Raw genomic sequence first — 22,587 nt, forward strand, 5'->3', positions numbered from 1 at the left:
CCCGGTCAGGTCCCCTTACTCACAAGCTCGGACAGCAGCTTGGCACTGCGTGTCTGGAAGCCTGCTAGTTCGTTGGGTTCCAGCCCTCCCACTCCTAGGCGTGCCATGTCGTAGAGATGCAAAGCAAGTTCCGAGGCCAGTCTTTTGCTAGGGGAAGACTGCTCGGTTCCGACAAGGACACCACCTGCAGAAAGTTTCAGAAGTCCTTCGACAAGTGGATGCCGACGGTTGATCAGCAGCACGTGATGGTCAGGCAAACCTGGCAACCTTTGTTCCATCAGAGCTCCCATGTCATTCATGCGTCGCATCTGCTCCGGAAGCAGGATCATCGCTGGTGGAGCGTCTTCACCGCCTTTCAGCGCCTGCACCTGAATGGTGACTTTGTCGTTGTTCAGCGATTCTTTGATCAGGTTTCGGATTGATTCACTCTGTGTTTCACCATCCTGATCACTGATTTCTGGCTTTTCATCGCGAAGACTCTCGTCCAGTTCCGCATCCACTCTTTGGAATTTGAACTGTTCATTTGTTGCCTCAAGCCATGGCAGAAACTGACTATCGATTACAGTTTCGGCGAAAATGATCTCGGCTCCCTGACTCTTCCAAAGGGACAATGCACCCGCCTGGGCAACTTCATCAGTGCAGTACAGAATTCGTTTGGATTGCGTGTCTGAAAGTCTGCTTTGATAAGATGTTAACGTTGTGTAATTTTTTTCTCCTGCACTGATTGGTTCTGCTTCTCCATCAGATACTTCTGCAGTTGTTGTAAATAAGATCAATTCTGAAACCTGCTCTGCAAACTTTTCGTCCTCCATGGCGCCAATTTTTACAAATGGAGCCAGAGAGTCCCAAGCTTCAGCATATTGTTCTGGATTATCTTTTTTGAGGTTTTTTAATCTGTCAGCGACTTTTTTGGCAACAAAGTTACCAATAGATCTTACTTTTCGATCGGTTTGCAGAGCGCTTCTGCTCACGTTCAGGGGAATGTCAGGGGAGTCAATAACTCCTCTCAAAGGTAGAAGATAGCGTGGGACGATTTCTTTGATTGAATCGCTCACATAGACCTGATTGCAATATAAGCGAATATCACCTTTTTCCCAATCAGCTCGTCCTACGGATTGAGGGAAGAAGAGAATTCCTTGCAGAGTATAGGGATAGTCGGTATTGAGGTGGACCCAGAGCAGTGGATCTCCCTGAAAGGGATAGAGATAGTGGTAAAGGTCGATATAGTCCTGGTCGGACATTTCTCTGGGATTTCTTCTCCAGGCAGGATTACGCTTGTTGACACTTTCGCCCTCGAGTTGAACATCGATGGGCATGAAGTCGCAGTACTGAGTGATCAGTGTGCGTAACCTTGCAGGCTCCAGATACTCCAACTCATCCTCCATTAAATGGAGGATGACATCAGTTCCAGGCTCAGCTCTTTCGTGACTCTCCAGTTTAAACGCGGGAGATCCGTCGCACACCCAGCGAACTGCTTCACTGTCGGCACGGGCTGAGCGTGTGATCAGCTCCACTTCTTTGGCGACCATGAAACTGGAATAAAAGCCAAGACCAAAATGGCCAATAATTGCATCTGATTCCTGTTTGTATTTCTCTAGAAAGTCTTCTGCACTGGAAAACGCTACTTGGTTGATGTACTTTTTTACTTCATCGGCTGTCATTCCGATTCCGTTGTCACTGATTTTGACTGTCTTTGCTTCTCGATCAACCGTGATGTTGATCAGACCCTCATTCCCTTCAGAGCAGTCGCCTGCCATTGCTGCCATGCGGCGTTTGCTGATGGCATCAGTCCCGTTGCTGACCAGTTCTCTTAGAAATACCTCGTGGCCTGAATAAACGGCCTTCTTGATGATTGGGAAAATGTTTTCGGTATGGATCTGAATCTGACCCTGTTCAAGCACCGACATCAGCACGCATGACTTTATTAAAAATTAGTCATGGTGGGTGCTGTTGATCAAGAGGTTGCTTGGTGAGTTTCCCGAACGTCAGCAGCTCTGGGTGCGTTGGAGCTCTGATCGTTCCTCTGGGAGGATCGCGCCTTCGATGGGGCAGATTTGAAGGCATACGCTGCAGTTAATGCAGGTCTCGAAATCAATCCAGTAATACTCAGTCCCTTTTGTGTTTTTACCCTTCCCAGGCGTGATGCAAGCAACAGGACAGGCTTCGACGCAATCTGCTGCTCCTTTGCAGACATCGGTCACGATCGTGTGGGCCATGCATCCATTCAGCGACGTTCGATCTTAGTGATCGATCCATTCGAGGCTGTCACAGCCCGACTGATTCAGGCGATCGAGCGCTTCTGCATGATTGCCACAGGCACGATGGTCAAGCACGCTGATTCTTCCCTGTTGGTGGAGTGCCATCTGGCGTTGTATTGCCGACTCCAGTGTCTGCGTGGGTCCATAACAGATCAGCGCAGCGCTTTCTTCATGGGTGGTGGTGATGGGGTCTCCTGGAAGATCCCTGATGTCATCGACGCAGTAGCTGAATCCCAGGCCTGTCGCTTCTGCACCTTCACCGCCAAGTTTCCTGACCAGTGAGTCGTATCGTCCGCCTCGGGCAATGACTACAGGTGCAGATGTTCCTTGACAGACCAGTTGCAGCACGATGCCGTCATAAAGCTCGTAATGAGGTTGGAATGTGGGGTCAAGTTGCAGTTGGAGCCCTGACTTCTCAGCAAGGGGATCCAGATGGGTGAAGAGTCTCTGCAGCTGTTGAAGCACCTCTTGATTCGGATACTGCGCATTGAGTGAGTGAAGGATGTCCTGGGGAGTGCCGCGTCGGTCGAGCCACAGGGCCAAATTCTCTTGGGCACGGTTCTCTAATCCCAGCTCTTGCAGGCCCAGGCGGTCGTACTGACTCAAACAAGCACGGATCCTGTTTCTCTGTCTGGATTCAAATGGTTCCAGCAGCAAGTCCATCAGACTGGTATGTCCGATCAACAGCCTCGGTTGATGGGTCTTGTTCAGGTTTAGGCCTTTCAGTGATGCCAACAAAAGACTGAACAATTCAAGTTCCGACTCAACTCCCAGGCCTCCGAACAGTTCAACGCCGCAATGCAGGTTTTCCTCAATGCACTGACCTCCTTCATCGGCTGTTCTTGACTCGAAGACCGTTCCGCAGCTCCAGAGTCTCAGAGGTCGCTGACGCTCTAAGAGCCTTGTAGAAGCTGCTCGGGCGATGGAGGCTGTCAGTTCCGGTCTCAATCCCAGTGGTTCATCCGAGACAAGTCGCACAATGTCGCGGCTGTCGATGGCTCCTCCTGCTTTCAGAGTGTCCATCCGTTCAATTCGGGGAGGTGTGACTTCCTCGTATCCCCAAAGACGAAACACTTCGGCCAGGGTTTCCCTGAGTTCCTGGTTGCGTTGAACCTGCTGAGGATTGAGATCTCTCACGCCTGAGGCGGGTTGCAGGGCCATCGCGCCTGTCGCTGCTTCGATCAGGATCCCATGGCTTGGGTTTCAGTTTGCGTAGAGCCCTTCTGCGAGAGGCTCGATGTCCTCGAGCTCCTTTTGTAGATCGGTATGAAGCCCAGGACCTGTGGCAAGAATGCGTCCGGATGACACGTCGTAATTTTTAGCTCTGTAATCACTGACTTCGCCTCCTGCAATCACCACCAGAGCAGCGCCGGCTGTTATGTCCCAGGGGGACAATCCTCGTTCCCAGTAACCGTCGAGTCGTCCTGCAGCCACATAAGCCAGATCAACGGCTGCGGCACCACCGCGCCGAACACCCCTTGTTTTGTGGGTTAGTCGGCAGAACTCCGCGTAGTTGTTGTCTGAGCGTTCCCTTCGGTCGTAGGCGAATCCCGTGACCAGAAGACTGTCTTCCAGCGATGAGCAGCCGCTCACTTGGATGCGTTGGTCATCAAGGAAAGCTCCTGTGCCGGGACAGCACCAGAACACTTCCTGTAAAAACGGAACAGCCACTGCCCCGAGAATCGGAAGACCTCTCCAGAGCAAGCCCACCGATGTGGCGAAAAAGGGGTAGCCATGCGCGAAGTTCGTGGTGCCATCGAGAGGATCAACACACCAGCACAACTCCGAAACATCCCCCTTTGCACCCGATTCCTCAGCGAGAACTGATATCTCGGGGGTTGCCTCACCTAGACCGCTCAGCACAGCCTTTTCGGCAGCCAAATCGGCATTCGTCACCAAATCTCCAGCCCTTGCTTTCTGTTGGATGGAGACAAGTTGCCCGTAATGCTGCATCAGCACCGATCCACCCAAATTGGCCGTCGCTCTAGCGATCTGGCTCAGCTCTTCAAGTCTGGGCGGTGTCAGGCCGGCGTCTGCAGCGGCTGCAGCGCAATCAAGATGTTGCTTCGTCATTCATTCCAGGTTTCGAGTTCCTCGAGGGGGATGTCGCGAGTGATTTTGCCCCGGCCGAAGTGGCGACCGAACTGCAGGTCGTAAACCTCATCCTCATCCTGTGTTTCCGCGACAAGCGGGCCAGTGGCTCTGGCTACACAAAGCAGTCCATACCCTTTAGCTCTCAGTTCTCTGGACAGTCCCATGGCCTCATGCTGATCCAGTTCGCCCTGTTGGATGCGAACCGCGCAGCTTGTGCAGCAACCGTTTCGGCAAGAAAAAGGCAGTGGATCTCCCTGCTTTTCAAAGCTTTGCAGGATGTAATCACCCTCCGCTACTTCATGGGAAATGACCCGACCTTGTTGTCTCCAGTGGATGGTGACCCGATGAGTCGGCCTCATTCAATGCAGTTGGAAACGCCCTGCTACATTCTGACTTGCCAGACGAGCCCCTGGAGAGGTGGCCGAGTGGTCGAAGGCGCAGCACTGGAAATGCTGTATAGGGGCAACTCTATCGAGGGTTCGAATCCCTCCCTCTCCGTTTTCCTCCGGTCCTACGGGACCGGTTTTTTATTGGAACGTTTTCAGCAATAGATCTTCAATGAACGATGCCTTAAGGACTGATCCATCAACGATCCTCCTAACGTTTTAAACCCAATGCGCACATCCATCCGTTGATTAGCCGAATCGGCCTGAAACATAATCCTGTGTGGCTTGTTGAGATGGTGAATTGAAGATCATTTCTGTGTCGTTGAACTCCACGAGATAGCCGACTTTCCCAGAGCCTCCTTCGACCGCCTCAGCATTGAAAAAAGCAGTCATATCACTCACTCTCAAAGCCTGCTGCATGTTGTGTGTGACGATAACGATTGTAAAACTATTCTTCAATTCATGCATTGTTTCCTCGATTTTCAATGTAGAGATTGGATCCAATGCCGAGCAGGGCTCATCCATCAGGATCACTTCTGGTTGAATTGCAATCGTGCGTGCAATGCAGAGACGTTGTTGTTGCCCTCCGGATAGGGAGTAACCGCTTTCATTGAGCTTATCCTTGCATTCGTCCCAAACAGCGGCTTGGCGAAGAGAACGCTCAACTAATTCGTCCATATCTCCTGAGTAGCCATTGATTCGTGCTCCGAAAGCAATGTTTTCGTAGATACTTTTGGGGAACGGATTCGGTTGCTGAAATACCATCCCAATACGGCGTCTAACTTCCACTGGGTCGACTGAGGGGGCATAAAGATCTGCTCCATCGAACAGCACGCGCCCATTGAGGGTGCACCCCTCAATCAGATCATTCATCCGGTTCAGTGCTCTCAGAACCGTTGATTTTCCACAACCTGATGGACCGATGAATGCGGTAACTTTCCCTCGCGGAATGTCGCAGTAAACGTTTTTGACAGCTTCATAGCTGCCATAGCTGATTGTTGTGTTTTGAATGGAGAGGCAGATGTCTGTTGAGGCTTCTGTGCTCGTCGTGCTGGTTGAAGTCATGAGGGCATACTGGCTTTGTGGAACAACTGGAAACCCAAGTGATGGATTGAAGACTGCTGGTTCAATTGGCAGCAAAGCGTCTCAGCCACCGAGCAAACAGATTGATGAGCAGAATAAAAAGCACAAGCACAAAAGATGCTGCCCATGCGAGTTCATTCTGTGCTTCGTATGGCAGTGTTGCAAAGTTATAGATCAACACGGAAAGTGTTGCGATTGGGTTGAAAATCGAATCGAACCCCCGCGGCCAGAATGGAGAGAAGAGAGCTGTGAAAATCAACGGAGCTGTCTCTCCTGCCGCTCTGGCAATGGACAGCACGACACCCGTGGCAATAGGTGTGAAGGCTGAAGGAAGAGTGATTCTCACAATTGTGACGAATTTGGATGCACCCACACCCAATGCAGCGCGACGGAGGTCGTCTGGAACTAATTTTAAGCCTTCATCGGTGGTCTTAATCACCGTTGGTAGCATTAAGATGGACAATGCAAAACCACCAGCAATGGCGCTGTAGGAATTTCCAAAAATTATTTTGGTTTTCACAATAATGGTGTAAACAAAAACGCCGGCAATAATCGATGGGACTCCAGACATGACGTTGGTCCCGAATCGAATGAATTGAGAAAATCCTCCCCCGCCTGAGTACTCAGCAAGAAAAATTCCACCTCCCACACCAACTGGTATTGCGACCAGAGCCGATAGGAAGGTCACGAGGAGCGTGCCGATTACTGCATTGCCGATACCTCCACCTTCAAGGCCTGTGGATGGTGCAGTAAACAGATTAAGGTTGAGCGCAGCACCACCCTTGATCAGCACATAAGCCAGTACTGCAATGAGTGGTAGAACTGCAAGAGCTGAAAATAAACCCGCTAAAAATGTAAGGAATTTACTGAGTAAATTGCGTCTTAAACCCTGTTTGTAAGACAGGTCAGGAACGTCTCTTTTCAGGCTGGCAGTTGGTGAAATTACCATTATTTCAATACTTGAGACTGAGACGTTTGACCAGCCATTGGGCCAGGATATTCACCGCCAAGGTGAGAATCATCAAGATGAATGCTGCATACATCAACGAAGAAACCTGACTCCCGTCCGCTTCTCCAAACTGATTGGCAAGCATGGCTGAGATGGTGTTTCCAGGTGCCAGTACAGACCAGCTGAAGGAGTTCGAATTGCCAATGATCATTGTGACGGCCATTGTTTCACCCATCGCACGTCCCAGTGCGAGCATCACTCCGCCCACAATTCCAGAGATCGCAGCGGGCAGCATCACGTTGAGAATTGCTCCCCAGCGTGTCGTTCCAACGCCGTAGGCGGCTTGACGCAGCCTCATGGGCACCTGATTCAATGAGTCCCTAGAGATCGCAGTGATGATTGGCAGAATCATCACAACCAAAATTAAAACCGCTGGCACGATTCCAGGCCCCATGGGATCTGTTGAAAAGAAAGGAATCCAGCCGAGGGTTCTGTGCAGGATTTCCAGAAACGGGCGGATAAACGGCTCCATCACGAAGATGGCCCAAAGGCCTAAGACCACTGAGGGAATTGCTGCTAATAACTCCACCATCAACCCGATCAGCGTTCGGATTTTCAGGGGAATGATGTTTTCGGTGATGAAGATCGCTGTTCCTACCCCAAGAGGTACTGCAATGAGTAATGCCAGCAGCGATGTCAGCAGCGTTCCGTAAATTGCTGTGAAGGCGCCGTATTCGTCTTTGACGGGATTCCAGTTTGAGGTCACCAAAAATGACCAGCCATATCGGCCCATGGAGTCCAGCGATCCCCAGAACACAACGATGAGGATGGCCAGCAGCACCATCGCCACCACCGAGGCCAAAACGACCACCAGGATCCTGAAGCCGGAATCAACCGATTTCTCCACCGGCGGACGACGCCGTAAGAGATACAGCTCCAACGATCTGGGCATTCTGTGTGCAACAGACCAGTGAAACGTACCGGTCCAACGGGGTCCAAATCACTAAGGGCTCGTTAACCCACCCTTTGGGCTTGCGTGTGCGGGGACTGGGTGAGAGCTGTTTGGGCCGTTACCGTAGGACTTCACACAGGCGTTTATGGGCCGGATCGTCGGAATCGACCTGGGTACCACCAATTCCGTCGTGGCTGTTCTTGAGGCCGGGCGGCCCGTGGTGATTGCCAATGCGGAGGGCACCAGGACGACTCCCTCCGTTCTGGGTTACACCAAAGACAATGAACTTCTGGTGGGTCAACCGGCTCGTCGCCAGCTGGTTCTCAATCCCCGTAATACCTTCTCCAATCTCAAGCGTTTTGTTGGTCGGGCCTGGGAAGAGCTCGACGATGGATCTCTCACCGTTCCCTACACGGTTCGCTCCAACAGTCAGGGCAATGTCCGCGTGGCTTGTCCCCAGACCGAGCGGGAGTATGCCCCCGAAGAACTCGTGGCCAGCATCCTGCGCAAGCTGGTGGATGACGCCTCCACCTATCTCGGCGAAGAAGTTGAATCGGCAGTTATCACTGTTCCTGCTTACTTCAATGACGCTCAGCGTCAGGCCACCCGAGATGCCGGTCGGTTGGCTGGCATCAATGTTGAGCGGATTCTCAATGAACCCACCGCAGCTGCCCTCGCCTACGGCTTTGATCGAAGTGCGGTTCGGCGAGCCCTCGTTTTCGATCTCGGAGGAGGAACCTTCGATGTGTCTCTACTGAGGATCGCCAATGGGGTTTTCGACGTCAAAGCCACCAACGGTGATACCCAGCTAGGCGGTAATGACTTCGATCAGCGCATAGTTGACTGGCTAGCGGAAGCTTTTCTCAAGGAGCATGATGTCGACCTAAGGCGTGATCGTCAGGCACTTCAGCGACTCACCGAGGCGGCCGAAAAGGCCAAACAGGAGCTTTCCGGTGTGACCTCCACACCCATCTCCCTGCCCTTCATTGCTACGGGTGCAGACGGTCCCCTCCACATCGAAACAACATTGGACCGCGAAACCTTCGAGAGTTTGTGTCCTGATCTTCTCGACCGTTTGCTCGTTCCGGTGCAGTCGGCACTCAGAGATTCCGGTTGGGCTGCTGATGACATCGATGACGTGGTGCTTGTTGGAGGCAGCACGCGCATGCCGATGGTGCAGCAATTGGTCAGAACACTGATCCCGAATGACCCCTGCCAATCGGTCAATCCGGATGAGGTCGTTGCCGTGGGCGCCGCTGTGCAGGCGGGAATCATCACCGGAGAATTGCGGGATCTTCTGCTCAATGACGTCACACCCCTTTCGCTGGGTCTGGAAACCATTGGAGGTTTGATGAAGGTTTTGATTCCGCGTAATACCCAGATCCCTGTTCGTCAGTCCGACGTGTTCAGCACATCGGAGCCCAATCAGTCATCAGTCGAGATTCATGTCTGGCAAGGAGAGCGCCAGATGGCGACAGACAACAAATCACTCGGACGTTTTCGACTCTCGGGAATTCCTCCAGCGCCTCGCGGTGTGCCTCAGATCCAGGTTGCCTTCGACATCGATGCCAACGGCATTCTTCAGGTGAGTGCAACGGATCGGACAACGGGCCGTAAGCAGTCGGTGACCATCCAAGGGGGGTCAACGCTCAGTGAAGATGAAATTCAGGGTCTACTCGCTGAAGCCGAAGCACGTGCAGATGAAGACCGTCGCAAGCGCTCCACAATCGAGCGACGTAACTCGGCGATGACCCTGGTGGCCCAAGCAGAGCGACGCCTACGCGACGCCGCTCTGGAGCTTGGTCCCTACGGAGCTGAACGTCAGCAAAGAGCCGTTGAGATGTCGGTTCGTGATGTCCAGGATCTTCTTCAGCAGGACGATCTGCAGGAGCTAGAGATGGCTGTGAGCGGACTTCAAGAAGCGCTGTTCGGTCTGAACCGCCGTCTCACAGCTGAGCGTCAGACCGAAACTGGACCACTTCAAGGTCTGAAAAGCACCCTTGGCACTCTCAAGGACGAGCTGTTTGCTGAAGACGACTGGGATGAAGACCCATGGGCATCGCCACAGTCCCGTTACGACGGACGCATGAGAGGTGGCCGAAGAGGGATTGACCCCTGGGACGATGACAACTTCCGCTGAACCGGACTACTGGTCATTGCTTGGTCTGGAGCCTGGTGCAGCTCCCGACGCGCTCAAGAGAGCATTCCGGCGTGAAGCCAGACGCTGGCATCCCGATCTGAACGGGAACGATCGTCACGCCGAAGAACGCTTCAAGCTTGTCAATGAGGCTTACGCGGTTCTCAGCAACCCAGACCGCCGCAAGGAATGGCAGTCGCGCCAACGCGGAGGCGTTGCAGCCACTGACCCATTCAGCAGAGGATTTCCCGATTTTGAGGACTACCTTGCTGTTGTTCTTGGTCTAGAGCGTGAGCCTGTTCGCAGAGAGCAGACGCAAGGGGAGCAAGACGTTCGAGAGCAGTCGGCGAATCACAGCGAAAGATCTGAATCGCCCTACGGGGCTCACTGGCCAGAGGCCTCTCCTCAGCCACCGCCTCCGGTCCGTAGTGAAGATGATCTGGAAACCGTTGTTGATCTCACGCCGGATCAAGCCCTGCACGGCACAACCGTGGAGCTGGAGCTGGGGGACGGCACTCTGGTTGAAGTTGGTACCCCGCCTCGCGCGGGAGACGGTTGGCGGTTGCGTCTGGAGGGCGTAGCCCTCGGAGGACGCGATCATTTCCTGCACCTGCGGGTGATCACGGATGACGGCCTGCGCATTGATGGCCTTCGGGTGCATTACCGACTTGAGTTGCTGCCTCCGGATGCCGCGCTTGGTTGTGCGGTGGATGTGCCTACTCTTTCTGGCCCGGTGACACTTCAGGTCCCTCCCGGTTCATCCAGTGGACGAATGTTGCGATTGCGTGGTCGCGGTCTTCGGCTCGGAGACGATTGCGGTGATCAGCTTGTGGAGATTGTGATCGTGATCCCGGCGGAGCTGGATGACGATGAACGAGCGCTTTATCAACGCCTGCAGGAACTCAGTCTTGAGCGCGCCAACGGTTTCTAAGCAGCTGTTCCGATGAGAGACTGATGTTGACGATTGATCAGCATGTTGGTTCACGTGCTTCTGTACGACGCAGGACAGGACAGCGAAGGCATTCACTCCCTGGAGCTCTCAGGTCAGACGGTGGTGCTGATGTTTGAGAACCGCGACGATGCCGATCGCTATGCTGGACTTCTGGAAGCGCAGGACTTCCCAACTCCCAGCGTTGAAGCTCTCGATCGTGAAGAGATCGAGTTGTTCTGTCGTGAAGCGGGTTATGAGGCCCGATTCGTCTCTGATGGTTTTGTTCCAAAGTCGGACGATGAACGTCTGATGCTGGCGCCACCGAGTGCCAATCGCGACGTGGCCAATTGGCAGGAGCAGGATCCGGAACAGGATCTAGCCCAGGCGCAGGGACGCGCCCCGCAGGACGAATCTTCCGTTCAGGATCTTGATGATGTGCGGCGGCGTCTTGAGGGTCTTCTATAGACATGTCCGAATCTCTTTCCATCGGTGCCGAGTCCAACTCTTCGTTGGTGTCTCCCTCGGAAGACCGTGGCTATCTGCTAACCGAACAGGTGAATCCTGCAAGTGATCACCTTGATCAGCTCTCCACCGATGCACTGGTCGACCTTTTCATCGACGAGGACCTCAGGCCCCAGCAGGCCGTGTTTGGAGCAAGAAAGTCTTTGAGCCTGGCGATCGACGCCATTGCTGAACGACTGCAGCGGAGCGGCCGCTTGTTTTACCTGGGTGCAGGGACTTCTGGACGACTTGGCGTTTTGGACGCTGCAGAATGTCCACCCACCTTCTGCAGCCCTCCAGAGCTTGTTCAAGGAATTCTTGCCGGAGGTGCACCGGCGCTGTTGCGCAGTTCCGAGGGTCTTGAAGATCTTGAATCAGCTGCAGTCACTGATCTTCAAGAACGTGGTTTCGGCTCGAAAGATTGTCTGGTCGGAATTGCCGCTGGAGGAACGACGCCCTATGTCCGCGGTGGACTGAGCTACGCCAAAGAGCTCGGCGCGCTCACAATTGCCATGGCCTGTGTTCCTGTGGAACAGGCTCCTTTGCCTTGCGCAATTGACGTGCGGCTGTTGACAGGCCCTGAGCTGTTGACAGGTTCAACACGTCTGAAAGCTGGAACAGCCACAAAAATGGCCCTCAATATCCTCTCAACAGGGGTAATGGTTCGGCTTGGCAAGGTCTATGGCAACAGGATGGTCGACGTTGCCGCTAGCAACAGCAAACTTGTCGATCGCTCCATTCGAATTCTCAGAGATCTGCTTGGTATGGAACGCGAGATAGCTCTCGACTTGTTGGAACGCGCCAAGGGATCGGTGAAACGTGCACTGCTGATGGGCAGCTGTGATTTACGCGCCGACGAAGCTGATGCCCTGTTTGAAGCGCATGGAGCTGATCTAAGAGCAGCGTTAGACAGTCAAGGACAGTCTCTCCCTGTTCAGCGTTCAAAGCTTCCCCAGTAGGGACTGGTGAACAGGTCGAGGCGCTGACGCGTTGCTGCAGGAACGGCATCTGGAGCCGTCATCAGAGCATGTTCAAGGGCTCGGTGGGCTGGGGATTCGGGCCGTTGTTGACTGAAGCTGCCCATTAACCCTTCCAGGATTGGCCCGGTTGCCGTTGCATTGGCTTTGAGGTTGTCCACCACCATGTCTACGGTGACGGCGTCATGGTCATCGTGCCAGCAGTCGAAGTCAGTCACCATGCTGAGTGAGGCGTAGGCGATCTCGGCCTCTCTCGCCAATCGCGCTTCCGTGTGGTTAGTCATCCCGATCACATCGCAACCCCAGCTTCGGTAAAGCTCGCTTTCAGCACGGGTTGAAAAAGCGGGGCCTTCCATGCAGAGATAGGTTCCACCACGATGCAAATGATGTCCCACGGGCATGGCGGCCGATGCCGATGTTGCCAGCCACTCACTGAGGGTGGGGCAGAACGGATCAGCCAAGCTGACATGTGCAACGCATCCGTCACCGAAGAATGACTGAGGGCGTTGCCTGGTCCGGTCGATGAACTGATGAGGCACGACCATGTCGCGTGGCCTCAGGTGCTCTCTCAGCGAACCCACGGCGGAGACTGAAATCAGCCAACGCACGCCAAGGCTGCGCATAGCCCAGATGTTGGCTTGATAGGGCACTTCGCTGGGAAGCAGATGGTGCCGACTGCCATGGCGAGCCAAAAAAACAACCTCAACGCCATTAAGGGTTCCGACCCTCAACGCATCTGATGGCTTGCCGTAGGGAGTGTCGGTATTCACCTCCTGAACAGATTCCAGGTTGCTAATGGAATACAGACCGCTGCCGCCGATCACTCCTACCCGGGCGGAATCCAGCTCTGGACTTGAGGCTGTTTGACTCATGGTGTGGTTGAGGTCGGCCTGCACAACCACCTGCCTAGCATGGTGTTTTCGGATTGACGCCTTGACGACCGTTCTCATGTCCACGGACGCTGGCGATATCAAGCTGGAGATGTTCGAACAGGACGCTCCAAACACCGTTGCCAATTTTGTCAAGCTGGCGCGCGATGGCTTTTACGACGGGCTGGCCTTCCACCGGGTGATCGACGGTTTCATGGCTCAAGGAGGATGCCCCAACAGCCGCGAGGGTTCAAGAGGAACTCCTGGCACCGGCGGTCCTGGGTACATGATCGATTGCGAAATCAACAGCAAAAAGCATGTCCCCGGCTCGTTGTCGATGGCTCATGCCGGACGCAACACAGGTGGTAGCCAGTTCTTCATCGTCCATGAGGCTCAGCCTCACTTGGATGGTGTGCACACTGTTTTCGGATTGACCGGTGATATGGACGTGGTCATGGGCATCAAGAACGGCACACGCATTAACAAGGTCACCGTTCAGGACCAGTGAATTCAGGACCAGTGAATTAATGCGGCCTGGTTTCCCTCTGGGAACCAGGCCGTTTCCTCCTTCGCATCGACGAGTGAGCTGCGTTTTAGTTCTTTGCGCTCCAATGTCTGGGGTGGATGGGTGATCTGCTGTTCATTCACCGTATGTAGGAGACCAAGCCTTGAAGTTTCCGGCCAGCTTGCCATGGTTTCAAGCATTGCCTTGATCGAGCCTGAGTCAGGATCTGATCCCTGTAACGACCAGACAAAGCGTGGTCGTTCCCACAACGCCAGTAGGCGAGGCCCCTGCTCAGCCTGCAGCTGAATGCCGCTTGTTTCACTGAGCTTTTCCACACGGTGGAGCAGATCAGAAAGAATGCCGTCATCGGTTGAGCTGCTGTCAAGACACAGGACCCAGTGAGAGCCGAATTGGATCGCATCCAGCAGATGCCCCAGCTTTTCTTTTTTGGTTGCCAGATATCTGGCATTGAAATCACCGACAGGTGCTTTCATTGGCACACGATTCACCACCTCAAGGCCATAACCACCTAGGCCTGCGATTTTTCTGGGGTTATTGGTGAGCAAATTGAGCCGGTGAATTCCTAGGTCACTGAGAATCTGTGCACCGACCCCATAATTGCGCAGATCAGGGGCAAATCCAAGCTTCTCGTTGGCTTCAACCGTGTCCAAGCCGCCTTCCTGCAGGCTGTAGGCCTTTAATTTGTTGATCAGACCGATGCCCCGACCCTCCTGGCGCAGATAGACAACAACTCCTTCGCCTTCTTTTTCGATGTGCTTCATCGCCATATGCAGCTGAGCGCGGCAGTCACATCGCATGGATCCAAAGGCATCACCCGTGAGGCATTCGGAATGCATCCGTACTAATACTGGTTCGCTCAGGTTGATGGGATCGCCCTTGACCAGGGCGACATGTTCACTGCCATCAAGCGCATTGCAATAACCAATAGCGAGGAAGGAACCAAATTCCGTGGGGAGTGAGCACTGAGCCGATCGCACAACAAAGCGTTCGTTATCGAGTCGGTAGCGAATCAGGTCTTCAATGCTGATCAGCTTCAGACCGCGTTCACGTGCATAGATCTTCAGTTCCGGAAGCCGTGCCATCGAGCCGTCCGGGTTTTGAATCTCACAGATGACACCGGATGGATAAAGGCCCGACATCTGGGCAAGATCCACTGCGGCTTCGGTGTGCCCTGCACGCTTAAGAACACCTCCTGGGCGAGCTCTGAGCGGGAAGATATGACCGGGCCTGCGCAAATCCGATGGTTTGGAACCCGGTCGGATCGCCACCTGGATCGTGCGGGAACGGTCGTCCGCGGAGATTCCTGTGGAGACTCCATTTTCAGGGCCCGCATCGATGCTCACGGTGAAGGCCGTTTGATTGGAATCGGTATTGCGATCCACCATCAGCGGCAGATCAAGCGCATCCAGGCGCTCTCCCTCCATGGCTAAACAGATCAGCCCACGCGCGTCCGTGGCCATGAAATTGATCTGTTCAGGGGTGGCGAACTGGGCTGCACAGATCAGATCCCCTTCGTTCTCCCGGCGTTCATCATCCACGACCACTATGCACTCTCCATTTCGGATGGCGGCGAGTGCATCGGGAATCGAATCAAACATGGGAGTCGCTACCTCGTTATGAGCTACGGAAACGGCCACCGTTCCGGGCGTCCTTGAAGCTTTACCCATTATCGACGTCGGTACGATCGACCGATGTGCCTTCGCTGGAATGGGGATTCAACGGGTTGCTGTGGTTGGTGCCTCCGGGTACGGAGGTCTGCAGACCCTTCGCCTCCTGAGCGCCCATGCAGCGTTTGAAATCACTTACCTGGGAGGGGAGCGTTCCGCAGGTCGCTCCTGGAGTGAGATCTGTCCGTTCCTGCCGCTCGCTGACGAGCTGACCGTGGACAGTCCAGATCCCGATCGAATTGCTGCGGCAGCTGATTTTGCAGTGTTGAGTCTTCCCAACGGTCTTGCAAGTCAGCTGGTGCCTCCTCTGCTTGAGAAGGGCGTCAGGGTGGTGGATCTCTCCGCTGATTACCGCTATCGCAGCCTGGAACAGTGGGCTGCGGTGTACGTGCATGAGGCAAGAACCCATCAGCGCACTGATGCTGATCTCTGTAGAGAGGCTGTTTATGGCCTGCCTGAATGGCATGGCGCTGAGATTGCTGAAGCCAGGCTGGTTGCGGCTCCTGGTTGTTTCCCAACCACCAGCCTTTTGCCTTTGCTGCCATTCCTCAAACAGGGCTTGATTGAGACCGAAGGTTTGATCGTTGATGCCAAAACAGGTACCTCCGGTGGAGGGCGTGCTGCCAAGGAGCATCTGCTTCTGGCTGAAGCATCAGAGTCGATCAGTCCCTATGGCGTCGTGGGTCATCGCCACACGTCGGAAATCGAACAGCTCGCCAGCAGCGTTGCGGGATGCCCCATTCAGATTCAGTTCACCCCTCATCTCGTCCCAATGGTCAGGGGTCTTCTGTCGACGGTTTACGCCCGATTGAGGGATCCCGGTCTCACCGCTGAAGACTGCACGACGGTTCTCGAAGCTGTTTATCGCCATCACCCCTGCGTCCGCGTTTTGCCTGTTGGCACCTATCCAGCCACCAAATGGGCCAAGCACACCAATCAGGCTCTTCTGTCCGTTCAGGTGGATGGCCGCACTGGACGTCTCGTTTTGATGAGTGCTGTTGACAATCTGATGAAAGGCCAGGCTGGCCAAGGGGTGCAGTGTTTGAATCTGATGGCGGGACTGATGGTCAGTGAAGGACTTCCACTGGCACCCTTCTACCCCTGAGTTTCTCTTGCTGATCTCCAGCGTTGCCCAGCAATGGCTGTCGCCCAGGGAAGCAGCCGGTGTTCTTGGGTCTGAATGCGGCGGGTGAGTCGCTCCCTGTCGTCATCGCAAAAGATTGGAACGGAAGCCTGAGCAAGGATTGGACCTGCATCAACATCTTTCAGCACTTCGTGCACCGTGCAACCGGCAATGGTCACGCCTGATTTCAGACACTGACCGATCGCATCCATGCCTTTAAAAGATGGAAGAAGAGAGGGGTGGATGTTGATCAATCTGCCTGGGAACGCGTCGATCAACACAGGTGTGACGATGCGCATCCAACCGGCCATCACAACGGCTTCAATGTCCTCGTTTTTGAACGTACGCGCCAGCTCCTGATCCATGGCCTCTCTGCTGGCGAATCGGCGGTGGTCTCGGAGCTCACATCGGATCCCCAGGCGCCTGGCTCTCTCACTTGCCCCACAGCCGGGATTGTTCACCACCAGAACACGGATTTGGGCATCGAGGTCGCCGCAAGCGATGGCGTCATGAAGGGCCTCGAAATTTGTGCCTGTTCCTGAGGCCATCACCCCCAGACGCAAAGGTGAATCAAACCTTGGCCATGTCCCGATGGCAGGAACGATCAAAGCGGGATAACACTCGCTGTCCGTCTGGCTAGGGTCAGATTGCGCGGGCATTCCGATTACATGTCCCATCTGTCCATCCTGCCCACATTGGTGATCGATCTCGACCTGCTTGAGATCGCTTTGCGTAGCGAGGGATTCAAGGTCCTCCGAGGAGGAGTCGTGAGTTCCTTCGACAGTTATCAGCTCGTGGATCTGGCTGCTGAGCATCCATCGGGTCTGCAGCTCGGCTGGAGACAAAGCGACACTCATCCCCATTTCGATCTGGTGGCGGACCTCGCCGCACCTGAGGGTTCGGGAATGACCGAACCCGTTCTGCGACGTGTCTTGCGTCGCTATGCCATGAACCAAGCCATGCGGCAGGCGGAGATTTTTGACGCCGAGACGGTTACAGCCGGCATCTGATGGCCGACGTTCACGTTGCGCTCGATCTCCGCGTTCCTGCTTCACAGCTTCTCTGGGTCGAGCTCCGCTGGAGTCCCACCCAACCGCGGCAGACCTGGACTCTGCCTGTGTGGACCCCTGGTTCTTACACCGTCAGGGATCCCTCCCAGCATCTTCACAGCCTCTCCGTTGAGCAGGCCGGTCAGACCCTGGTTGCCCGTCGCCGATCACCGGAGACATGGGAGCTGGAGTGCCGTGTTTCAGAACCGATCACGTTGCGTTACGCACTGGAAGCGAGGCAGCTGACCGTCCGCACTAATCACGTCGATCCGCTGTTCGCATCACTCTGCCTTTCCGCAGTGGTGATGTTGGTGGAGGGGCAGCGCTGGAATCAACACCTGTTGCAGGTGTTGCTCCCCACCGCCTGGTCAGTGGTTTGTCCGTTGCCACAGAACAACGGTTTCTTTCTGGCCGAAGACTTCGACCATCTTGTCGACGCACCTGTCCATGCCGGCGAGCTTCATGTCGAAACGCTGAGAGTGAGGGAGGTCTCTCATGAACTGGTGTTGATTGGCACTCCGCCTGCTGGCTGGTCGAGCACGCTGCCAGCGGAGATCGAATCTATCTGTGCGGCGGTCTGCGCTCTGATGGACTCTGACCCGCCTTCTCAACAGCCTTATCAGCTAGTCCTGCAATTGTTGGATCAGGGTTACGGAGGCTTGGAGCACGACAACTCCTCAGTAATGCAGTTCCCTTGGACACGCTTACTGGAGGAAGGAGGAACCAGGAGTTTGTTGCAGCTGATCGGCCATGAATATCTGCATCAGTGGAACGTTCGACGACTTCGACCGAGCGAATACGTTCCCTACCGCTACGACAAGCCCGTGATTAGTGAGGGCCTTTGGTTCGCTGAAGGCATCACCAGTTATTTCGACCTTGCTCTGCCCCTGCTTTCAGGATTTTCCAGCCGTCTGGATCTGCTCGAGGATCTGGCCGCAGATCTCTCGCACGTGCTTCTCAATCCAGGGACCCGCATCCAGTCTCTCGCCGACAGCTCTCGGGAGGCCTGGGTTCGCCTCTACAAACAATCCCCTGCCAATGCCCGCAGTCAGATCAGTTACTACAAGCTGGGAACCGCATTGGCCTTCTGTCTTGATGTACGCCTGCGTCAGGCGGGTGGATCCCTGGCTCGAAGCCTGCGTCTGCTGTGGTCACAACTCGGTATCCATGGCAGGGGGTACACGCGCCAGGAACTGATGGATGTCATCGGTTCCACCTCGCCTGAACTGGCTTCCCAGCTCCACACCTGGCTGGATGACTGCGACTCGATACCGGTCGAGTCCTGTCTGAAAGCACTGGGCCTCCAGCTCGAGCCGGTGATGGCAACTCATCCCGATGCGGGATGGATACTGCGTGAAAAAGAGGGAAGTGTCTGGATTGATCGCACGGTGTCGTCTGGGGCAGCTGAATCTGCTGGCCTGGTCCCCGGTGATGAATTGCTGGCCATCAGGAACTGGCGTTGCCGAAACCTGCAACGAAGCCAGCAGCTGCTGCATGGTGCTGATGAATGTCAGGTGTTCTACAGCCGACGTGGCCAGATCGATAGCACGGAGCTATCCCTGAAGAAGGCCGGGGTGGAACGCCACCGATTGGCCTGGGACCCTGGTGCGACCAGGGAGGCTCGTTTGCTCCGCGATCAATGGTTCCAGATCATCTGAATCGTGTGTGGCTAAAGGCCCTCGGCCTGCTGCGCAATCCAGGAACCGGAATTCTGTTGGCCACAACATCCACGCTGGTGCTGGTCCTGTCGCTTGTTGGCTTCACGGCGGAAAAGTCCACTGAACGCATTGCTCGCAAGCCTTCCTTACTGGATCTTCTCGATGAAGTCGCTCGCGACTCTGATTCGAAAAAGGTCCTGCCTGGACAGCAACCCGATGCTCCTAAAGCTGAGTCCTGGTCATCTCCTTTGGCCCAGCAATGTTCAGGCATTGATCAGTCGATGCGCAGCCGGCTCCTGGCCAAGCGCCGCAAACTCCCTCAGTTGCGCCAATCGATTCCTGCCGACCCAACCAACTTCGGAGACCGATTCCGCAGCAATCCCTGGGGCCAGGCCATCAACCCTGTTCCGAGGGTTGTCGTTCTGCATGAAACGGTCTATTCCCTCAGTTCAGCGGTGAACACATTCCTGACCCCCCATCCCCGTGATGAGGATCAAGTCAGTTACCACACATTGGTTGGACTCGATGGATCGATCGTGGATGTGGTGGATCCACTGAAGCGGGCTTACGGCGCTGGATACTCAGCATTCCTCGGTGAGTGGGCCGTCACCAATGCTGAGTTCGATGGCTCTGTCAATAATTTTGCCTTGCATCTCAGTCTTGAAACACCGGATGACGGGCATGGCAGTCACGGCGACCACAGCGGTTATACGGCAGCTCAGTACGACGCATTGGCCCTTGTTCTGGACGGTTGGCTAGAACGCTTTGAGATCGATCCGGCTGCGATCACAACCCACCGTCATGTTGACCTGGGTGGAGCCAGGGCTGATCCTCGCAGCTTTTCTTGGTCCGATCTTCAGAAGCGACTTGCTGCTCTAGGCAGTCTCTGCCAGTCGTAGCTCAACGCTGCTGCTGTTCAGATCACAGGAAGCGGTGCAGGACGGAATGTGGAATAGATCAGTCCATGCAAAGCAGGGTCCTGCATGTAGCGGAGCACCCTGGCGGGATAATCAAGTTTGCCGTTATGCAAATAAGCCAGGGTGGCGATGGCCTTGGCATCGATGTAGGAACGGCTGGCAATCAGGATTGATTCACGCTCCAGTCCGAGCTCCCCTTTCAGTCTCGCGAGCTTCGCTGCTAGCAGCTCCACGTTGGCATCCGGTTCCATCAGTAAGTCACGGGCAGCAGCGATCTGCTGAGAGGAGGGATCGGCAGGAAGCCGCCCTTGGTGAATTAGTTCACTGATGCCGAGTTGCGCAGGACCATGCGTTTCCACAAGACCTGAGTGGACAACGAAGGGCAGATCTTCTCCTGGTTTGGAGTGCTGAATTTCATCAAACAAAATGGCCGTGATCAACATTGGGTTGATCCTGTGGCGATTGGCTTCTTTCTGGATCACCGGTTTCAGCCTGTTCAATCTCGACAGAGTGTTGGCCCGCAGTGGCTGGAGTTGATCGACGCCGCGAGTGAACAATTGAGCCAGTTGCGTCTGAGGTCCGTGAACGCCGAATCGGCGTTGCAGATGTTCAAGCTCCTCGGCACTGAAATCGGTTGGGTCGGGGTCACTGTCCTGAGACAGAGAGGAGGTTGACCTCTCGGGCTCGCGATGGGGATTGGTGCCATGCAGTGGTGGCCAAATCGCCAGTGATGCGGCAGAAGCCGTGATCGCCAAAACCGTGAGGCTTGTGATCGCTCTCGGGACCATTGAGGAGCAGAGACAGAGCCTGTCAGGAAGTATTGACGGAGATTAGCGGTGGTGTCTCATTTCATGGGCATTCCGCTGGATCGTGGATAACTTCGACACAGAGAGTTCTCTCCATTAGATGAGTTTTCCGGATTTCAGTGCCACGGATGCCCAGATTCAATGGCAGAGATTCTGTGATCTTCTCTGGCACCACGAGGACCTCGGAATGTGGCTGGATATCAGTCGCATGCATCTCAACAACGCTCAGCTCGAAGAGCTCACGCCCAGGCTGGAGAAGGCTTTTGAGGCCATGAAAGCCCTTGAGAACGGTGCCATCGCCAATGCCGACGAAAATCGTCAGGTGGGTCACTACTGGCTGCGTCATCCTCAACTGGCTCCTGATCCGGACGTGGGTCAGCACATCGCTTCCGAAATTGATGAGATCGAGCAGTTCGGAAAGGCGGTGATCAACGGGACGATCAAGTCACCGACTGGTCAACCGTTCACGGATGTTCTCTGGATCGGCATCGGTGGCAGTGGACTTGGCCCCCTGCTGATGATCCGTGCTCTTCAGGACAAGGATGCAGGACTTCCTTTCCACTTCTTCGACAATGTCGATCCCAACGGCATGAGTCGGGTTCTGGCTGAGCTTGGTGAGGCTCTGCGCACCACCTTGGTGGTGACGGTGAGCAAATCCGGCGGGACCCCAGAGCCCCATCTGGGGATGGAGCAGGCACGCCATCGCCTTGAAGCCGTTGGAGGCAATTGGTCTGCTCAGGCTGTGGCGATCACCATGGCTGGCAGCAAGCTCGACAAACAGGCTGTTGATGAACAGTGGCTTCAGCGCTTCGACATGTTCGACTGGGTCGGAGGTCGTACAAGCATCACCAGTGCTGTTGGACTTGTCCCAGGAGCTCTGATCGGATCTGATATTCGCAGTTTCTTGGCAGGTGCTTCTCAGATGGATGAAGCCACTCGCGAGAGTGATGTGCGTCGTAACCCTGCTGCTCTGATGGCGGCAGCCTGGTATACGGCCGGGGGAGGCAAGGGCAAGCGCGACATGGTGGTGCTCCCTTATCGCGACCGTCTGGAGGTGTTCAGTCGTTACCTGCAGCAGCTTGTAATGGAGTCTCTCGGCAAGCGCCTCGATCGCAATGGGGATGTGGCCCATCAGGGCATCGCCGTTTACGGCAATAAGGGTTCAACAGATCAACACGCCTACGTTCAACAACTAAGAGATGGTGTTGACAATTTTTTTGTGACCTTCATCGAAGTGCTTCGGGATGTGGAGGACATTCCCGAGATCAACGGCGAGCGGCCTGGAGACTTCCTGGATGGCTTCGTTCAGGGAACCCGGTCGGCCCTGACCGAAGGAGGACGTCAGAGTCTGAGCATCAGCATGCGTCAGTTCGATGCCCGTCGACTCGGCGCTCTCATTGCACTCTTTGAGCGTGCCGTGGGCTTCTACGGAGAACTGGTCAACATCAATGCTTACCATCAGCCTGGAGTTGAGGCCGGTAAGAAGGCCGCAGCAGCGATCCTCAAGCTCCAAAGACAGGTGGAGGAGGTGCTCAGCGATGGGGTGTCCCGCTCAGTCGTGGAGATCCAGCAAGCCATTGGAGAGGGACCGGTTGAAGCCGTTTTCTGGATTGTGCGTCATCTCACGGGTAACAACCGTGGCTATCAGGCACAGGGTGACTGGAACAAACCGGCAACTCTGCGTTTCAGTAAATCCTGATCGGT

Annotated in this window: 22 protein-coding genes and 1 tRNA gene; 11 read left to right on the forward strand and 12 right to left on the reverse strand. The window is 54.9% G+C overall.

The genetic code is table 11. The features are described from left to right. Positions 1-5: 5 nt before the first annotated feature. From htpG to DXY31_RS05740, 5 genes are all read right to left on the reverse strand, one after another. Positions 6-1,907, reverse strand: coding sequence for a molecular chaperone HtpG (htpG, locus tag DXY31_RS05720; protein WP_114993094.1), 1,902 nt, complete (start codon positions 1,905-1,907; stop codon positions 6-8). Between the two features lie 78 nt (positions 1,908-1,985). Continuing rightward, complete coding sequence (locus tag DXY31_RS05725; RefSeq protein ID WP_114992832.1) at positions 1,986-2,216, reverse strand: ferredoxin family protein; 231 nt, start codon at positions 2,214-2,216, stop codon at positions 1,986-1,988. 24 nt (positions 2,217-2,240) lie between these two features. Then, positions 2,241-3,419, reverse strand: a complete 1,179-nt coding sequence (locus DXY31_RS05730) for an ATP phosphoribosyltransferase regulatory subunit (protein WP_114992833.1) — start codon at positions 3,417-3,419, stop codon at positions 2,241-2,243. A 42-nt stretch (positions 3,420-3,461) separates the two neighbouring features. Then, positions 3,462-4,331 carry an inositol monophosphatase family protein gene (locus DXY31_RS05735; protein ID WP_114992834.1) on the reverse strand — a complete coding sequence of 290 codons (870 nt, stop codon included), beginning with the start codon at positions 4,329-4,331 and terminating at the stop codon, positions 3,462-3,464. Continuing rightward, positions 4,328-4,711, reverse strand: a complete 384-nt coding sequence (locus DXY31_RS05740) for a 2Fe-2S iron-sulfur cluster-binding protein (RefSeq protein ID WP_114992835.1) — start codon at positions 4,709-4,711, stop codon at positions 4,328-4,330. Before DXY31_RS05740 ends, DXY31_RS05735 begins: the two co-directional genes overlap by 4 nt. A 52-nt stretch (positions 4,712-4,763) precedes the next feature. Here DXY31_RS05740 and DXY31_RS05745 point away from each other — a divergent pair. Beyond that, positions 4,764-4,850: transfer RNA gene (locus DXY31_RS05745), tRNA-Ser, on the forward strand. Between the two features lie 137 nt (positions 4,851-4,987). Here the strand turns inward: DXY31_RS05745 and pstB are convergent. The 3 genes from pstB to pstC all read right to left on the reverse strand — a co-directional run bounded on the left by pstB (position 4,988) and on the right by pstC (position 7,722). Next, positions 4,988-5,803 (reverse strand): phosphate ABC transporter ATP-binding protein PstB, encoded by an 816-nt coding sequence (pstB, locus tag DXY31_RS05750; RefSeq protein ID WP_114993095.1) that lies wholly within the window; start codon positions 5,801-5,803, stop codon positions 4,988-4,990. 61 nt (positions 5,804-5,864) lie between these two features. Then, positions 5,865-6,770 carry a phosphate ABC transporter permease PstA gene (gene pstA / locus DXY31_RS05755; RefSeq protein ID WP_114992836.1) on the reverse strand — a complete coding sequence of 302 codons (906 nt, stop codon included), beginning with the start codon at positions 6,768-6,770 and terminating at the stop codon, positions 5,865-5,867. A 4-nt stretch (positions 6,771-6,774) separates the two neighbouring features. Continuing rightward, positions 6,775-7,722 carry a phosphate ABC transporter permease subunit PstC gene (pstC, locus tag DXY31_RS05760; protein WP_114992837.1) on the reverse strand — a complete coding sequence of 316 codons (948 nt, stop codon included), beginning with the start codon at positions 7,720-7,722 and terminating at the stop codon, positions 6,775-6,777. Between the two features lie 145 nt (positions 7,723-7,867). Here pstC and dnaK point away from each other — a divergent pair, with 145 nt between their 5' ends. From dnaK to murQ, 4 genes are read left to right on the forward strand one after another with little or no spacing between them, the layout of a single operon-like run. Beyond that, positions 7,868-9,862, forward strand: a complete 1,995-nt coding sequence (gene dnaK / locus DXY31_RS05765) for a molecular chaperone DnaK (RefSeq protein ID WP_114992838.1) — start codon at positions 7,868-7,870, stop codon at positions 9,860-9,862. After that, positions 9,846-10,790, forward strand: a complete 945-nt coding sequence (locus DXY31_RS05770; protein ID WP_114992839.1) for a DnaJ C-terminal domain-containing protein — start codon at positions 9,846-9,848, stop codon at positions 10,788-10,790. Before dnaK ends, DXY31_RS05770 begins: the two co-directional genes overlap by 17 nt. 42 nt (positions 10,791-10,832) lie before the next feature. Beyond that, positions 10,833-11,255 (forward strand): DUF3110 domain-containing protein, encoded by a 423-nt coding sequence (locus tag DXY31_RS05775; protein ID WP_114992840.1) that lies wholly within the window; start codon positions 10,833-10,835, stop codon positions 11,253-11,255. 2 nt (positions 11,256-11,257) lie between these two features. Next, positions 11,258-12,250: an N-acetylmuramic acid 6-phosphate etherase gene (murQ, locus tag DXY31_RS05780; protein ID WP_170953577.1), complete on the forward strand. Its 993-nt coding sequence runs from the start codon at positions 11,258-11,260 to the stop codon at positions 12,248-12,250. Here murQ and mtnP read toward each other — a convergent pair. Continuing rightward, the gene (gene mtnP / locus DXY31_RS05785; protein WP_114992841.1) at positions 12,226-13,140 is read right to left on the reverse strand and encodes an S-methyl-5'-thioadenosine phosphorylase; all 915 of its coding nucleotides are present in this window, start codon (positions 13,138-13,140) and stop codon (positions 12,226-12,228) included. The two genes, murQ and mtnP, sit on opposite strands and share 25 nt — an antisense overlap. A 76-nt stretch (positions 13,141-13,216) precedes the next feature. On the opposite strand from mtnP, the gene DXY31_RS05790 reads away from it, so the two are divergent. Further along, entirely contained in the window at positions 13,217-13,645 is a 429-nt protein-coding gene (locus tag DXY31_RS05790) for a peptidylprolyl isomerase (protein ID WP_371639148.1), read from the forward strand. Between the two features lie 2 nt (positions 13,646-13,647). Here the strand turns inward: DXY31_RS05790 and ribBA are convergent, their stop codons facing one another. Continuing rightward, positions 13,648-15,261 (reverse strand): bifunctional 3,4-dihydroxy-2-butanone-4-phosphate synthase/GTP cyclohydrolase II, encoded by a 1,614-nt coding sequence (ribBA, locus tag DXY31_RS05795; RefSeq protein ID WP_244279609.1) that lies wholly within the window; start codon positions 15,259-15,261, stop codon positions 13,648-13,650. Positions 15,262-15,370: 109 nt separating this feature from the next. Between ribBA and argC the strand changes: the two genes are divergently transcribed. After that, positions 15,371-16,435, forward strand: coding sequence for an N-acetyl-gamma-glutamyl-phosphate reductase (argC, locus tag DXY31_RS05800; RefSeq protein ID WP_114992843.1), 1,065 nt, complete (start codon positions 15,371-15,373; stop codon positions 16,433-16,435). On the opposite strand, the gene purN is transcribed toward argC, so the two are convergent. Next, the gene (purN, locus tag DXY31_RS05805; protein WP_114993098.1) at positions 16,426-17,112 is read right to left on the reverse strand and encodes a phosphoribosylglycinamide formyltransferase; all 687 of its coding nucleotides are present in this window, start codon (positions 17,110-17,112) and stop codon (positions 16,426-16,428) included. The two genes, argC and purN, sit on opposite strands and share 10 nt — an antisense overlap. A 9-nt stretch (positions 17,113-17,121) precedes the next feature. On the opposite strand from purN, the gene DXY31_RS05810 reads away from it, so the two are divergent. From DXY31_RS05810 to DXY31_RS05820, 3 genes are read left to right on the forward strand one after another with little or no spacing between them, the layout of a single operon-like run. Continuing rightward, the gene (locus tag DXY31_RS05810; protein ID WP_114992844.1) at positions 17,122-17,463 is read left to right on the forward strand and encodes a DUF1257 domain-containing protein; all 342 of its coding nucleotides are present in this window, start codon (positions 17,122-17,124) and stop codon (positions 17,461-17,463) included. Continuing rightward, a complete protein-coding gene (locus DXY31_RS05815) occupies positions 17,463-19,160 on the forward strand; it encodes a M61 family metallopeptidase (RefSeq protein WP_114992845.1) in 1,698 nt (565 codons plus the stop codon). Before DXY31_RS05810 ends, DXY31_RS05815 begins: the two co-directional genes overlap by 1 nt. After that, positions 19,142-20,059 carry an N-acetylmuramoyl-L-alanine amidase gene (locus DXY31_RS05820; RefSeq protein WP_114992846.1) on the forward strand — a complete coding sequence of 306 codons (918 nt, stop codon included), beginning with the start codon at positions 19,142-19,144 and terminating at the stop codon, positions 20,057-20,059. The genes DXY31_RS05815 and DXY31_RS05820 overlap by 19 nt, the downstream gene beginning before the upstream one ends. 17 nt (positions 20,060-20,076) lie before the next feature. On the opposite strand, the gene DXY31_RS05825 is transcribed toward DXY31_RS05820, so the two are convergent. After that, positions 20,077-20,865: a helicase DnaB gene (locus DXY31_RS05825; RefSeq protein WP_244279566.1), complete on the reverse strand. Its 789-nt coding sequence runs from the start codon at positions 20,863-20,865 to the stop codon at positions 20,077-20,079. A 118-nt stretch (positions 20,866-20,983) separates the two neighbouring features. On the opposite strand from DXY31_RS05825, the gene DXY31_RS05830 reads away from it, so the two are divergent. Beyond that, positions 20,984-22,582 (forward strand): glucose-6-phosphate isomerase, encoded by a 1,599-nt coding sequence (locus DXY31_RS05830; RefSeq protein ID WP_114992847.1) that lies wholly within the window; start codon positions 20,984-20,986, stop codon positions 22,580-22,582. Positions 22,583-22,587 lie beyond the last annotated feature (5 nt).

It is taken from the genome of Synechococcus sp. UW179A, assembly GCF_900473965.1.
GTDB lineage: Bacteria > Cyanobacteriota > Cyanobacteriia > PCC-6307 > Cyanobiaceae > Synechococcus_C.

Coding starts and splice junctions, on each gene's coding strand:
- htpG (WP_114993094.1), bottom strand. CDS start 1,907: ATGTCGGTGCTTGAACAGGGTCAGATTCAGATCCATACCGAAAACATT.
- DXY31_RS05725 (WP_114992832.1), bottom strand. CDS start 2,216: ATGGCCCACACGATCGTGACCGATGTCTGCAAAGGAGCAGCAGATTGC.
- DXY31_RS05730 (WP_114992833.1), bottom strand. CDS start 3,419: ATGGCCCTGCAACCCGCCTCAGGCGTGAGAGATCTCAATCCTCAGCAG.
- DXY31_RS05735 (WP_114992834.1), bottom strand. CDS start 4,331: ATGACGAAGCAACATCTTGATTGCGCTGCAGCCGCTGCAGACGCCGGC.
- DXY31_RS05740 (WP_114992835.1), bottom strand. CDS start 4,711: ATGAGGCCGACTCATCGGGTCACCATCCACTGGAGACAACAAGGTCGG.
- pstB (WP_114993095.1), bottom strand. CDS start 5,803: ATGACTTCAACCAGCACGACGAGCACAGAAGCCTCAACAGACATCTGC.
- pstA (WP_114992836.1), bottom strand. CDS start 6,770: ATGGTAATTTCACCAACTGCCAGCCTGAAAAGAGACGTTCCTGACCTG.
- pstC (WP_114992837.1), bottom strand. CDS start 7,722: ATGCCCAGATCGTTGGAGCTGTATCTCTTACGGCGTCGTCCGCCGGTG.
- dnaK (WP_114992838.1), top strand. CDS start 7,868: ATGGGCCGGATCGTCGGAATCGACCTGGGTACCACCAATTCCGTCGTG.
- DXY31_RS05770 (WP_114992839.1), top strand. CDS start 9,846: ATGACAACTTCCGCTGAACCGGACTACTGGTCATTGCTTGGTCTGGAG.
- DXY31_RS05775 (WP_114992840.1), top strand. CDS start 10,833: ATGTTGGTTCACGTGCTTCTGTACGACGCAGGACAGGACAGCGAAGGC.
- murQ (WP_170953577.1), top strand. CDS start 11,258: ATGTCCGAATCTCTTTCCATCGGTGCCGAGTCCAACTCTTCGTTGGTG.
- mtnP (WP_114992841.1), bottom strand. CDS start 13,140: ATGAGTCAAACAGCCTCAAGTCCAGAGCTGGATTCCGCCCGGGTAGGA.
- DXY31_RS05790 (WP_371639148.1), top strand. CDS start 13,217: ATGTCCACGGACGCTGGCGATATCAAGCTGGAGATGTTCGAACAGGAC.
- ribBA (WP_244279609.1), bottom strand. CDS start 15,261: ATGTTTGATTCGATTCCCGATGCACTCGCCGCCATCCGAAATGGAGAG.
- argC (WP_114992843.1), top strand. CDS start 15,371: ATGGGGATTCAACGGGTTGCTGTGGTTGGTGCCTCCGGGTACGGAGGT.
- purN (WP_114993098.1), bottom strand. CDS start 17,112: ATGCCCGCGCAATCTGACCCTAGCCAGACGGACAGCGAGTGTTATCCC.
- DXY31_RS05810 (WP_114992844.1), top strand. CDS start 17,122: ATGTCCCATCTGTCCATCCTGCCCACATTGGTGATCGATCTCGACCTG.
- DXY31_RS05815 (WP_114992845.1), top strand. CDS start 17,463: ATGGCCGACGTTCACGTTGCGCTCGATCTCCGCGTTCCTGCTTCACAG.
- DXY31_RS05820 (WP_114992846.1), top strand. CDS start 19,142: ATGGTTCCAGATCATCTGAATCGTGTGTGGCTAAAGGCCCTCGGCCTG.
- DXY31_RS05825 (WP_244279566.1), bottom strand. CDS start 20,865: ATGGTCCCGAGAGCGATCACAAGCCTCACGGTTTTGGCGATCACGGCT.
- DXY31_RS05830 (WP_114992847.1), top strand. CDS start 20,984: ATGAGTTTTCCGGATTTCAGTGCCACGGATGCCCAGATTCAATGGCAG.